The following is a 12129-nucleotide window of genomic DNA, read 5'->3' as shown; positions in this document are numbered from 1 at the left end:
CGGTGCCCCCATCCCGACCTTCCCCCAGAGGGGGAAGGAGCAAGGCAGGATCAGAGCTTCAGCGACCAGGTCTCGCCGACCAGTTGCTGGCCGAAGCCCTCGTAGGCTTCGGTCTTCTCGAGTTCGAAGCCGCGCTTGGCGTAGATGGCACGCGCGGCCGAGAGGCAGCTGTTGGTCCACAGCACCATCTTGCGATAGCCCTTGGCGCGCGCGAAGGCGATGCACTCGTCGGTGAGCCGGCTGCCCAGGCCCAGGCCGCGCGCGGCGGGCGTGAGCAGCAGCAGCCGAAGCTGCGCGGTGGTGGCCGACTTGCGCACCACGAAGATCGCGCCCACGCGCTCGCCGTCGAGCTCGGCGATCCAGCCCTTTTCCCATTCGGGCTGGAACTTGCGGATGTACTGCGCCACGATCTCCGCGACCAGTGCCTCGAACTCGCTGTTCCAGCCGTACTCGCGCGCATAGAGCTCGCCGTGCTGCTGCACCACCCAGCCCATGTCGCCGGGCTTGGGATCGCGCAGCACCACCGTGCGCGTGGGCGCGCGCGGCGCGGTGGGGTCGAGCAGGCGCTCGATCCATCCCATGGCCTCGACCACCTGTTCGCGTTCGCGCGGCGGCAGCGGCGCGAGCAGGGCGGCGGCTTCCTCGCGCGACTTCTGCTGCAGCGGCGCGAAGGCGGCATGGCCGGCCTCGGTCAGGGTCAGCAGGCTCTGGCGCGCATCGCGCGGGCTCGGCGAACGCACGATCCAGCCCTCGGTCTCGAAGCGCTTGAGGATGCGGCTCAGGTAGCCGCCGTCCAGGCCCAGTTCGCGCGCGAGATCGGTCGCGACCAGCGCGTCGCGGTGCGCGAGTTCGTAGAGCACGCGCACTTCGGTCAGCGGCAGCGCGCCGCCGAGGTAGGGCTCGAGCACGCCGGCCTGGCGCGTGAAGAAACGGTTGAAACGGCGAACCGCCTTGACGGCTTCGACAGGAACAGCGGAAACGGCAGGGGATTCGGTGGTCGGCATGGGGCGACTATCCGTCAATTGATTGACAAAAGCAAGTAATTGAATGACTGGAGCTTTCAATGCCGGCAGGGCGAAGGGGTGCCTTCCCTGGGCCGATGCCCCTAATCCCGAAGCCGCGCCACCGCTTTCACGGGACAGAAAGGGTGGAAAACCCTAAAATCGCGGGTTACCCATCGCAGCCGCATCTCTCGTTTCCGTTCGAGGCCGCCTGCCGCACCACCCCCATTTGATGAACGCCCCCGTCGACGTCTCCTTTTTCGCGCGCGCCGCCAAGCCGCTGACCAGCTACCGCAAGTACTGGGCAGCCCGCTTCGGCACGGCGAAGTTCCTGCCGACCTCGCGCCAGGAGATGGAGGCGCTCGGCTGGGACAGCTGCGACGTGGTGATCGTCACCGGCGACGCCTACGTCGACCATCCGAGCTTCGGCATGGCGGTGATCGGTCGCATGCTCGAGGCGCAGGGCTTCCGTGTGGGCATCATCGCCCAGCCCGACTGGCAGAGCGCCGAGCCCTTCAAGGCGCTGGGCAAGCCGAACCTGTTCTTCGGTGTGACCGCCGGCAACATGGATTCGATGATCAACCGCTACACCGCGGACCGCAAGATCCGCAGCGACGACGCCTACACGCCCGGCGACGTCGGCGGTTCGCGGCCCGACCGCGCGGCCATCGTCTATTCGCAGCGCTGCAAGGAAGCCTGGAACGACGTGCCGATCGTGCTCGGCGGCATCGAAGGCAGCCTGCGCCGCATCGCCCACTACGACTACTGGCAGGACAAGGTCCGCCGCTCGATCGTGGTCGATTCCAAGTGCGACCTGCTGCTGTACGGCAACGCCGAGCGCGCCATCGTCGAGATCGCGCACCGCCTCGCCGCGCGCGAGCCGGTGCACCAGATCGACGACGTGCGCGGCACCGCCTACGTGCGCCGCGAAACGCCCGAGGGCTGGTTCGAGATCGACTCCACCAGCGTGGACGAGCCGGGCCGCGTCGAGGCGCACGTCAATCCCTACCTGATGGTCTCGGACCAGGCCAAGGCCAACGGCGCGAGTTGCGCGCGCGAGGACGAGGCCGAGGCGGTCGCCAAGGCGGCCGAGGTCGCCGGTTCGCCGGCCGCCGCGGCAGCCGCCGCCGCGGTGGTCAACCCCGCCATCAAGCCGCTGCAGTTCGTACCCAACCCCGCGCTGCAGGGCCGTGGCAAGACCAAGGTGCCGCCGCGCGACCGCTCGGTGATCCGCCTGCCCTCGTATGAGCAGGTGCGTGCCGACCCGGTGCTCTACGCGCACGCCAACCGCGTGCTGCACCTCGAGACCAACCCCGGCAATGCGCGCGCGCTGGTGCAGGCGCATGGCGAGGGCACGACCGCGCGCGACGTCTGGATCAACCCGCCGCCGATCCCGCTGACCACGGCCGAGATGGACCACGTGTTCGACCTGCCGTATGCGCGCAGCCCGCATCCGCGCTATGCCGACGAGAACGGCAGCCACGACGGCGCGACCAAGATCCCGGCCTGGGAGATGATCCGCTTCAGCGTGAACATCATGCGCGGCTGCTTCGGCGGCTGCACCTTCTGCTCGATCACCGAGCACGAGGGCCGGATCATCCAGAGCCGCTCGGAAGACTCGATCATCAAGGAGGTCGAGGCCATCCGCGACAGCGTGAAGGGCTTCACCGGCACCATCTCCGACCTCGGCGGCCCCACGGCCAACATGTACCGCATCGGCTGCAAGTCGCCCGAGATCGAGGCCGCCTGCCGCAAGCCCAGCTGCGTGTACCCGGGCATCTGCCAGAACCTCAACACCAACCACGATCCGCTGATCAAGATCTACCGCCGCGCGCGCGCGCTGCGTGGCATCAAGAAGATCCTGATCGGCTCGGGCCTGCGCTACGACTTGGCCGTGCAGTCGCCCGAGTACGTGAAGGAACTGGTGCAGCACCACGTGGGCGGCTACCTGAAGATCGCGCCCGAGCACACCGAGCAGGGCCCGCTCAGCAAGATGATGAAGCCCGGCATCGGCAGCTACGACAAGTTCAAGCAGATGTTCGAGAAGTACTCGGCCGAGGCGGGCAAGAAGCAGTACCTGATCCCGTACTTCATCGCCGCGCATCCGGGCACCAGCGACGAGGACATGATGAACCTCGCGATCTGGCTCAAGAAGAACGGTTTCCGCGCCGACCAGGTGCAGACCTTCTACCCGAGCCCGATGGCCACGGCCACGACCATGTACCACAGCAATCGCAACCCGCTGCGCAAGATCACGCGCGAGAGCGAAACGGTGGACATCGTGCGCGGCGAAAAGCGGCGCCGGCTGCACAAGGCCTTCCTGCGCTACCACGACGCCAACAACTGGCCGCTGCTGCGCGAGGCGCTCAAGGCCATGGGCCGCGCCGACCTGATCGGCAACGGCAAGCACCACCTGATCCCGACCTGGCAGCCGCTGACCGACGGCGGCTACACCAGCGCGCGCCGCAAGAACTCGACCAGCGCACCCGCGGCGAAGACCGCCAAGGCCGCGCCGTCGGTGAAGCTGCCGATGGTCAAGCCCTCGAAGGGCCGCATCCTCACGCAGCACACCGGGCTGCCGCCGCGCGACACCGGTTCGGGCCGCCCCTCGGCCAAGCCCGCCGGCGCCAAGCCCTCGGCGCGCAAGGTGCGCTGAAGCGGCGGGCGATCCGGCTCCGGCGATCGCCCCGGCCGCCATGGCACAGCAACGCATCCTCCTGGTCGCCGACCCGCGCTGGCGCGTCGAACGCGTGCGTTCGCACGCGACCGCGCCGCAATGGAGTCCCGTCTACACCGCGCCCTCGGGCCGGCTGGTGCTGCCCTTCGATGCCGCCGCGATGGAGTTCCGCGGCGACGACGGCCACGGTGCCTGGATCGATGCGCTGACGGCCCTGCGCGTGGCGCCCGCGCAGCGCTACCAGTTGCGCCCCCAGGCGCGCGAGCCGCGCTGCAGCGTGGTCGTGAGCGCCACCGACGGCGTGGCCGATGCGCCCTGGACTGGCGACGGCGCCCAGCGCCTGCTGTCGCCACGCGCCCTGTACCGGCTGCGCCTGCACTGGCGCCGCCTTGAGGCGGGGCTCGATGCCGTCGAGGCCACGCCGCAACTGATCGCCGAGGCCCTCGCGGCCGGCGGCACCGCGCACAGCGAGGGCGCGGTGGGGCGCGCGCGGCGCTGCCTGGCGGCGGAAGCCGTCGACGGCCGTGCGCTGTCGCTGCACGAACTGGCCGAGGCGGCCAGCAGTTCGCCGTTCCATCTGGCGCGCAGCTTTCGCCGCCGCACCGGCCTGAGTCCGCACCAGTACCGGCTGCACCTGCGGCTGGCCGCGGCGCTCGCGCAGCTCGATGCCGGCGAACGCGACCTCGCGGGCCTGGCGCACGCGCTCGGCTTCTGCAGCCAGAGCCACCTCGGCGCGCTGTTCCTGCGCGAGGTCGGCATGACGCCCGGCGAGGCGCGCCGCGCGCTGCACGCCGCCTAAGTCCGCACGCAGCTGCGCAGGATCTTGATAGCGCCGCCAGGCGCACGCGGCCAGACTGGCCGCATGAACCGATCCCTTCCCTGGACAGGCGTGCTCGCCGCGCTCGCCACCGCGCTGATCGGCAGCGGCTGGCAGATCGCCTCGCGCCATGGCGTCACCACCTCGCTCGGTCCGCTGGAGCTGGCGGTGCTGCGCTATGCGATTCCCGCGCTGGTGCTGCTGCCGGTGGCGTGGGCCTCGCGCGCGGTGCTGTGCGCGCTGCCGGCGCGGCAGGGCGCGCTGCTGGTGCTCGGCGGCGGCCTGCCGTTCGGGCTGGTGGTGATGGCCGGCGCGCAGTGGGCGCCGGCCGCCCACATGGGCGTGTTCGTGGCCGGCAGCGTGCCGCTGTTCACCGCGCTCGGCGGCTGGTGGCTCGATGGCGAGCGGCCCGCGCGCTCGCGCTGCCTCGGGCTGGCGCTGATGGCCGCGGGGCTCGCGGTGTCCGGCCTCGGCGGGCTGGCCGCGGCCGCCTCGGCATGGCGCGGCGACCTGCTGTTCCTGCTCGCCGCGCTGCTGTGGTCGGGCTACACCCTGGCGCTGCGCCGCAGCGGCCTCACGGCCTGGCAGGGCGCGGCCGCGATCAACCTCGGCTCGACGCTGTTGCTGCTGCCGCTGCTGTGGTTCGCGGGCGCGCCGAAGCTGGTGAGCGCGCCGCTGCGCGAGGTGGCGCTGCAGGCCGTGGGGCAGGGGCTGTTCGCGGGCCTGCTGGGGCTGGCGCTCTACGGCCTGGCCGTGGCGCGGCTGGGCGCGGCGCGCGCCTCGCTGTCGGGCGCGCTGGTGCCGCTGATGACCGCCGTGGGCGCGGCCTGGCTGCTGCGCGAGCCGCTCACGGTCTCGACCTGGATCGCGCTCGCGCTGGTGCTGCCGGGCGTGGCATTGGCCGGCGGCGCCTGGGCTACGCGTACTGCATCTCTCCGTTTCCGAACGACCAGTTCTCCTTGACCACCTCGACCAGGCTGATGAACACGTCCTCGCGCCGGATGCCGAGCTTCTCGTGCAGCCCGTCGGCCACGTGCCGATAGAAGGCCTTCTTCATCTCGATGCTGCGGCCCTGGTTCAGCGTGATCTGGATCAGCACGAAGCGCGCCGAATACTCGATGCCCAGGTAGCTGCGCGGATGCACGAGTTGCCCCGGCGGATGGCGCGCGATGACCTGGAACTTGTCGTCCTTGGGGACGTTGATGGTCTCGGTCATCACCTGGTAGATGAGATCGCCGATGGCCGGGCCGAGCGTCTCGGGGGCGGTGTCGGGGAGGTCGATGCGGACGAGGGGCATGGTGTCTTCCTTGGCGAGCGGGAGGCGCTCGGCGCGATTGTGGGCGCGTCCGCGCTGGCGTGCATGGGCAAGGGCGCGGGAAGCGCCCGAGCACGCGAAAGGCCGCGCCGTTGTATGGTGTGGTCCGATGAGCATTTCGTTCTACCGGCCGGGCCCCGGCATGTTCTCGCCAGCGCGGCACCTGCGGCGTGCCTGCGGCGCCGCCCTGTGCGGCTGGCTGCTGGCGGGCAGTCTCCAGGCCGGCGCCGCGCCCACGGCCAGCGAGCCGGCGGCCGGCGAAGCCCGCGCGCAGGCCCTGCGTGCCCGGCACAAGCAGATCAAGGACAAGCTCGAGCGCAGCAGCTTCGGCCGTCCCATACAGCTCGATTCGATCGAGACGCCCGACGGGCTGCAGGGCGACGTCTACGCGGTGGTCGAGCATCCGCTGTCGGAGGTCGGCAGCGCGCTCAAGGGCTCTGCCAACTGGTGCGAGCTGATGCTGCTGCACGTCAACAACCGGCGCTGCCGCGTGAGCGGCGCGCCGGGCCGCGAGACGCTCACGCTCTACGTGGTGCGGCGCTACGACAAGCCGGTCGACCAGGCCTTCGAGCTGCCCTTCGCCTACCGCGTGGCGAGCGCGACACCCGAGCACCTGATGATCGACCTGTCGGCCGCCAGCGGCCCGTTCGGCACCAGCAACTACCACGTCACGCTGGAGGCGGTGGCGCTCGACGAGCACAAGAGCTTCCTGCACTTCAGCTACAGCTACGACCACAGCATGATGGTGAAGCTCGCCACCCAGGCCTACCTCGCGACCTTCGGGCGCGACAAGGTCGGCTTCACCGTGGTGGGGCAGGCGCCCGACGGCAAGCCCGAGTACATCCGCGGCATGCGCGGGCTGGTGGAGCGCAATGCGATGCGCTACTTCCTCACGCTCGACGCCTACCTCGCGGCCGATGCCAAGGGCCAGTCCGAGCAGCGGCAGCGCCACTGGTTCGCGGCCGCCGAGCAGTTCCCGCGCCAGCTGCACGAGATCGACCTCGACACCTACCTCGCGCTCAAGCGCGAGGACCGGCAGCGCGAGGGGCTGGGCCGCTGACGCTGCCTGCCTCGCTTTCACTTTCCTGTCACACGCGCCGGGGCTAATCGCCCGGCCCGCGCGCAACCCGCGCGCGGCCATGACACGGAGATGAAAGACACATGACGAACAAGATGCAGAGGGCGGCCGCGCGGCCGGGGATCGGATGGCTGGCGCTCGCGGGCGCGAGCGCCTTGCTCGCGGCCTGCGGCGGCGGCAGCGGAGGCGGCGGGGGCTTCGTGTTCCAGCCGGGCAGCGGTGGCGGCAACAACCCGCCCGCCGCGCAATCGAAGACCGGCACCTTCCTCGATGCCGCGGTCGAGGGCCTGGATTACGTGGCCGGCGGCGGCGCCAAGGCCGCCACCAATGCCAACGGCGAATTCACATGCAAGGACGGCGAGACCGTGAGCTTCTCGGTCGGCGCGCTCGCCATCGGCAGCGCCGCCTGCGGCAGCACGGTCACGCCGCTGAACCTCGTGGGCGGCAGCGACGTCAAGGCCGACGCGGTGGTCAACCGCCTGCTCGCGCTGCAAAGCTTCGACGAGGACCTCGATCCCTCCAACGGCATCCGCCTCGCGCCCGCCCTGAAGGCCGCGCTCAAGGCCGGCTCGCTCGATTTCGCGGCTTCGGCCGAAGCCTTCAACACCGCGCTCAATGCCGTGCTGGCCGGATTGCCCGCGCCCTACGCGAGCCGCAGCGTCGATGCCGCGCGCCGCATGCTCGCGCGCGAGCACTTCGAGAACACGCTGGCCGCGCGCCTCAACGCGCCCGTGACCGAGGCCTTCACCCAGTCGAACGCGCTCGGCAGCATCGGCGCCAGCGTCACGCGCTACCAGCTGCAGGCCGACGAGAAGTTCAACGTGCCCTACGAGGGCGCGAACCCGAAGGTGCAGGCCGATTTCCCCAAGGGCTTCCTGCCGGCCTACGGCTCGGGCCTGGCCTTCAAGGGCAAGGCCGACGACGGCGCGCTCGAGTTCTACGCCATCACCGACCGCGGCCCGAACGGCGACGGCCCGAACGCGCCGATCCCCGGCAGCGACACGCTCAGCATCAGCAAGGTGTTCCCGGCGCCGTCGTTCGCGCCCAGCTTCGGCCTGATCCGCATCGGCAAGACCGGCGCGGTGCTGAGCTCGAGCGTGCCCCTGCGGATCGACGCCAACCGCAAGATCACCGGCCTGCCGCCGCGCTCGGGCATCGGCTCGACCGGCGAAACGCCGCTGACCGACCGCTACGTGTTCGACGAGGCCAAGGCCGGCTACGACGCCAACGGCCTCGACCCCGAGACGCTGGTGCTCGACAAGGCGCGCAACGTGCTGTGGACCAGCGACGAGTACGGCCCCTTCATCGCGCGCCTGAACATCGCCACCGGCGTGGTCGAGAAGAAGTATGCGCCCGGCGCCTCGGCGCACGACCTGCCGCTGGTGCTGGCCAAGCGCCGTCCCAACCGCGGCATGGAAGGCCTGACGCTCGATGCCGCCAGCGGCCGGCTGCACGGTTTCCTGCAGAGCCCGATCGATCCGCGCGACGAGAGCGGCAAGTCGATCAAGGCCAAGCCGCCCGGCGGCAGCAACACCGACGTGCGCCACATCGCGAAGTTCACGCGCTGGCTCGAGTTCGATCCCGCGACCGAGACCTCGAAGCTCTACGCCTACCCGATCGACGGCAGCCAGTACGACAAGGATCGCACCGGCAACGCCAAGCTCGGCGACGTGGTGAGCCTGGGCAACGGCCGCTTCATCGTGATCGAGCAGGGCGCGCGCAAGAGCGACGCCAAGGTGGTCAACAAGCTGATGCTGGTGGAGCTGCCGGCCAACGCGACCGACATCGCGGCGCAAGGGCACGAGCTCGAGATCAGCAGCATCACGCAGGCGCCCTCGGGCACGGCCGACTATTCGAAAGTCGTGACGATGCGCAAGACCGAGCTGCTCGACCTCAATGCGCTGGGCTGGCTGGCCGAAAAGGCCGAGGGCCTGACCATCGTGGACGACCAGACGCTGGCGCTGGTCAACGACGACGACTTCGGCCTGCGCACCATCCTGCTCGACGCCAACGGCAACACCGTGGCCGGCAGCGTCGAGGACTGCACCGTGAACGCGGCCGGCGCGATCGTGAGCGGCTGTCCCGAGGGCGTGACCGGTGCGCGCCTCACGCGCGGCACCGACCTCGAGCGGCCCACGCGGCTGTGGCTGATCAAGCTCGATAAGAAGCTCGGGGCGCTGCGGCTGCCTTCCTGAGTTCCGGCGCCGGCGGCATCCGCAGATGCCGCGTGGCGCCGGCCGTGCGCATCACGGCCGACAGCAGCGAGCGGAACCACACGTGGCCCGGCGCGCGCTGGTGGCGCGCATGCCAGAGCTGGTAGAAGCGCATCGGCGGAAAGTCGAGCGGCGCCGGCACGATCGCCAGCGGCAGCAGCGCGGCATAGTGCTGCGCGAAGTGCCGGCTGGTGGTGAAGATCAGGTCGGTGCCGGGCAGGAGCTGCGGCGCCATCGAGAAGTAGGGCACCGTCACGGTCGGCGTGCGCGCCAGGCGCAGCGTGGCCAGGTGGCTCTCGACCACGCCGCGCTGCAGGGTGCTGTAGAGCTGCGGCACCACGTGGGCGCCGTGCAGGTAGTCGCTCAACGCGAGGCCCTGCGCGCCCGGGTGGTCGCGGTCGACCAGGCAGACGATCTCGTCCTCCATCAGCAAGGTGGTGTGCAGGTGCTCGGGCGGCTGCGGCCAGTTGCCCACCACCACGTCGAGCGAACCGTCGGCCAGCGCGGCCTCGACATCGAACTCGGGCCCGAGCGGATGCATGAACAGGCGCGCGCCCGGCGCGGTGCCGCGCAGGTACTGCACGACCGCGGCCATCAGCGGCGGCGCCAGGTAGTCGGGCGTGCCGAGGTGGAAGGTCAGCCGCGTGGTCGCGGGATCGAAGCTGTCGGCCGGCGCGAGCAGGGCGTCGATCTCGCCGAGCACCACGCGCACCGAGGCTTCGAGCCGCAGCGCGCGCTCGGTCGGCACCATGCGCTGCTTGTCCTTCACCAGCAGCGGGTCGCCGAAGATCTCGCGCAGCCGCTTGAGCGCGGTGCTCACGGCCGGCTGCGACTGGTTGAGCCGGGTGGCGGCGCGCGAGACGCTGCGTTCGGCCAGCAGCACGGCGAAGACGCGCAGCAGGTAGGTGTCGAAAGGATCGTTGGCGCGGGACATGGAGGGAAGGGCGCTGCACAGCTTTGGTGCCAAGCCATCGTGCAGGCCCGGCGCTTTGCTATGCCGCGCATAAGGCGCTAGCGATTGGCGTGCCATGGGCGCGTTCCTAGAGTGTGGGCATCGCTCTTGCTGGACCGCGCCATGACCTCCACCGCCCCCTCCCTTGTCCATCCCACGCGCCGCGGCGCACTGCAGCTGCTGGCGGCCGGGGCCGCCGCGCTCGCGCTGCCGGCCTTCGCGCAGTGGCCCGACCGGCCGATCAGGATCGTCGTGACCTTCCCGCCGGGCGGCTCGAGCGACATCCTGGCGCGCGTGATGGGCGAGCAGCTCGCGCGCCGGCTCGGCCAGGCGGTGGTGATCGACAACAAGCCCGGCGCGGGCGGCACCATCGGCGGCGCCCAGGTCGCGGCCGCGGCGCCCGACGGCTACACGCTGATGCTCGCCAACACCACGCCGATCGCGCTCGGGCCGTTCACGCTCGACAAGCAGCCCTACGACCCGGTTGCCGCCTTCAGCCACATCGCCGCGCTGGGCTCGGCGCCACTGGTGGTGATGGCCAGCAAGGGTTCGCGCATCGCGAGCTTCGCCGACCTGGAAGCCCGCGCGCGCAAGGACGGGCGGCTGGACTTCGGTTCGGGCGGCCCGGGTTCGATCGGCCACATCCACGGCGAGCTGATCCGGCGCGTGACCGGACTACACCTGGAGCATGTGCCGTACCGCGGCGGCGCGCCGATGACCACCGACCTGATCGCCAACACCATTCCCGTGGGGATCGACGTGATCACCGCCTACGTGCCGTACTTCAAGAGCGGCCAACTGGTGCCGCTGGCGGTCACGGGCAGCGCGCGCTCGCCGCTGATGCCCGAGGTGCCGGCCATCGCCGAGGTGGGGCAGCCCAAGCTGGTGCTCGAGAACTTCTTCGGCCTCAGCGGCCCCGCGAAGCTGCCGCCCGAGGTGGTGGCGCGCCTCCATGCCGCCTGCAACGAGGTGCTGGCCATGGCCGAGGTGCAGAAGAAGCTGATCGAGCTGGGCATCGTCGCCAAGCCCGAGACGACGGCCCGCTTCGAGGGCATCGTGAAGGAGCAGGTGGCGGTGCTCGGGCCGACGGTGAAGGCGGCGGGCATCAAGCTCTGAGGTCCGCCGGCCCGGCGGGATTCAGTCCGCCAGCGTGAGCAGCGGCACGTCGCGCTCGCGCGCCATCGCCTCGAGTTCGGCGCGGCTGCGCTGTGCGATCCAGGCCGCCACGCCCTCGTGCGTGGCCGGCGCCATCATGTCGCGCGAGGCCAGGCCCGCGGCCTCGCACAGCCGGTTGGCGAAATGCGGCTCGAGCGCGGCCACCGCCACGCGGCCGTCGGCGCAGGGATAGACGCGGTAGCCCGCATGCGCGCCGCCGACCGCGCCCTGCGGCTGCGTCAGGCCCCAGGTGCGCGGCAGCGCGAGCCAGTCGGCCGAGACATTGAGCGCGACCTCGAGGTACACGCCCTCGGCCGTGGCGCCGCGCGCGCGCAGCAGCAGGGCCTTGAGCACCGCCTCGCTCGCGAGCAGCGCGCCGCCCATGTCGGCGAACAGCGTGGCCGGCAGCGCGGTGCCTGTGACCAGGCCGCTCTCGGCGAGGTAGGTCAGGTCGTGGCCGGGCTCCTCGGCGCGCTCGCCGTGGGCGCCGACGATCGCCACCTGCGACAGCGCCGGATGGCGCGCATGCAGCGCGTTCCAGTCCAGCCCGAGCTTGGCCAGCGCCGAGGGACGGAACGAGGTCAGCAGCACGTCGGTGCGCGCGAGTGCCTCGTGCAGCGCGCGCTGGCCGGCCTCGCTCTTGAGGTCGGCCGTCTCGATGGCGATGCCCTCGTGCAGCGCGGCATAGGCCGCCTGGTTGTAGAGCGCCATCGGGTCGCCCGCGGGCGGCTCGAGCTTCAGGCAATCGGCGCCCATGCGGCGGCAGCGCAGCAGCGCGGCCGGGCCGGGCAGGTTGAGCGCGAGGCTCAGGATGCGCACGCCGGCGAGCGGCTGCGAGGAGGCGTCGATGGAGTCGGACATGGGTGGCGAGGGGCTCGGGGCAGTCTGCGGAAGCGGCCATTCTCGCCCCAGCCCCGCGTC

The 12129-nt window shown here is 71.1% G+C and carries 10 protein-coding genes; 6 read left to right on the top strand and 4 right to left on the bottom strand.

Annotated features, from left to right (window positions below; genetic code table 11):
- Positions 1-50: 50 nt before the first annotated feature.
- Entirely contained in the window at positions 51-1004 is a 954-nt protein-coding gene (locus BM109_RS10050) for a bifunctional helix-turn-helix transcriptional regulator/GNAT family N-acetyltransferase (RefSeq protein WP_093342571.1), read from the bottom strand.
- A gap of 229 nt (positions 1005-1233) precedes the next feature.
- Here BM109_RS10050 and BM109_RS10045 point away from each other — a divergent pair, with 229 nt between their 5' ends.
- The 3 genes from BM109_RS10045 to BM109_RS10035 all read left to right on the top strand — a co-directional run bounded on the left by BM109_RS10045 (position 1234) and on the right by BM109_RS10035 (position 5458).
- The gene (locus BM109_RS10045; protein ID WP_093342569.1) at positions 1234-3657 is read left to right on the top strand and encodes a YgiQ family radical SAM protein; all 2424 of its coding nucleotides are present in this window, start codon (positions 1234-1236) and stop codon (positions 3655-3657) included.
- A 40-nt stretch (positions 3658-3697) separates the two neighbouring features.
- Positions 3698-4477 carry a helix-turn-helix domain-containing protein gene (locus tag BM109_RS10040; RefSeq protein WP_093342568.1) on the top strand — a complete coding sequence of 260 codons (780 nt, stop codon included), beginning with the start codon at positions 3698-3700 and terminating at the stop codon, positions 4475-4477.
- A gap of 63 nt (positions 4478-4540) precedes the next feature.
- Complete coding sequence (locus BM109_RS10035; RefSeq protein WP_093342566.1) at positions 4541-5458, top strand: DMT family transporter; 918 nt, start codon at positions 4541-4543, stop codon at positions 5456-5458.
- Here BM109_RS10035 and BM109_RS10030 read toward each other — a convergent pair.
- Positions 5412-5792: a tautomerase family protein gene (locus BM109_RS10030; RefSeq protein ID WP_093342565.1), complete on the bottom strand. Its 381-nt coding sequence runs from the start codon at positions 5790-5792 to the stop codon at positions 5412-5414. The two genes, BM109_RS10035 and BM109_RS10030, sit on opposite strands and share 47 nt — an antisense overlap.
- A 127-nt stretch (positions 5793-5919) precedes the next feature.
- Between BM109_RS10030 and BM109_RS10025 the strand changes: the two genes are divergently transcribed.
- Together BM109_RS10025 and BM109_RS10020 are read left to right on the top strand one after the other, a co-directional pair.
- Complete coding sequence (locus BM109_RS10025) at positions 5920-6870, top strand: hypothetical protein (RefSeq protein WP_256222479.1); 951 nt, start codon at positions 5920-5922, stop codon at positions 6868-6870.
- Between the two features lie 101 nt (positions 6871-6971).
- Positions 6972-9083: an esterase-like activity of phytase family protein gene (locus tag BM109_RS10020; protein ID WP_256222478.1), complete on the top strand. Its 2112-nt coding sequence runs from the start codon at positions 6972-6974 to the stop codon at positions 9081-9083.
- Here the strand turns inward: BM109_RS10020 and BM109_RS10015 are convergent.
- Positions 9040-10035, bottom strand: a complete 996-nt coding sequence (locus BM109_RS10015; protein WP_093342562.1) for a LysR family transcriptional regulator — start codon at positions 10033-10035, stop codon at positions 9040-9042. The two genes, BM109_RS10020 and BM109_RS10015, sit on opposite strands and share 44 nt — an antisense overlap.
- 141 nt (positions 10036-10176) lie before the next feature.
- Here BM109_RS10015 and BM109_RS10010 point away from each other — a divergent pair, with 141 nt between their 5' ends.
- On the top strand, positions 10177-11169 hold the full coding sequence (locus BM109_RS10010; protein WP_093342560.1) for a Bug family tripartite tricarboxylate transporter substrate binding protein: 993 nt from the start codon (positions 10177-10179) through the stop codon (positions 11167-11169).
- A 21-nt stretch (positions 11170-11190) separates the two neighbouring features.
- Here BM109_RS10010 and BM109_RS10005 read toward each other — a convergent pair whose 3' ends face one another.
- Positions 11191-12069, bottom strand: coding sequence for a CoA transferase (locus BM109_RS10005; RefSeq protein ID WP_093342559.1), 879 nt, complete (start codon positions 12067-12069; stop codon positions 11191-11193).
- Positions 12070-12129: the final 60 nt, after the last annotated feature.

This window comes from Variovorax sp. PDC80 (genome assembly GCF_900115375.1).
In the GTDB taxonomy this organism is placed as follows: Bacteria; Pseudomonadota; Gammaproteobacteria; order Burkholderiales; family Burkholderiaceae_C; genus Variovorax.
This window is presented reverse-complemented; position numbering and strand designations above follow the sequence as displayed.

Excerpts from the sequence above, each read along its gene's own strand:
- BM109_RS10030 (WP_093342565.1), bottom strand. The coding sequence starts at position 5,792 with ATGCCCCTCGTCCGCATCGACCTCCCCGACACCGCCCCCGAGACGCTC.
- BM109_RS10025 (WP_256222479.1), top strand. The coding sequence starts at position 5,920 with ATGAGCATTTCGTTCTACCGGCCGGGCCCCGGCATGTTCTCGCCAGCG.
- BM109_RS10020 (WP_256222478.1), top strand. The coding sequence starts at position 6,972 with ATGACGAACAAGATGCAGAGGGCGGCCGCGCGGCCGGGGATCGGATGG.
- BM109_RS10035 (WP_093342566.1), top strand. The coding sequence starts at position 4,541 with ATGAACCGATCCCTTCCCTGGACAGGCGTGCTCGCCGCGCTCGCCACC.
- BM109_RS10005 (WP_093342559.1), bottom strand. The coding sequence starts at position 12,069 with ATGTCCGACTCCATCGACGCCTCCTCGCAGCCGCTCGCCGGCGTGCGC.
- BM109_RS10050 (WP_093342571.1), bottom strand. The coding sequence starts at position 1,004 with ATGCCGACCACCGAATCCCCTGCCGTTTCCGCTGTTCCTGTCGAAGCC.
- BM109_RS10015 (WP_093342562.1), bottom strand. The coding sequence starts at position 10,035 with ATGTCCCGCGCCAACGATCCTTTCGACACCTACCTGCTGCGCGTCTTC.
- BM109_RS10040 (WP_093342568.1), top strand. The coding sequence starts at position 3,698 with ATGGCACAGCAACGCATCCTCCTGGTCGCCGACCCGCGCTGGCGCGTC.
- BM109_RS10010 (WP_093342560.1), top strand. The coding sequence starts at position 10,177 with ATGACCTCCACCGCCCCCTCCCTTGTCCATCCCACGCGCCGCGGCGCA.
- BM109_RS10045 (WP_093342569.1), top strand. The coding sequence starts at position 1,234 with ATGAACGCCCCCGTCGACGTCTCCTTTTTCGCGCGCGCCGCCAAGCCG.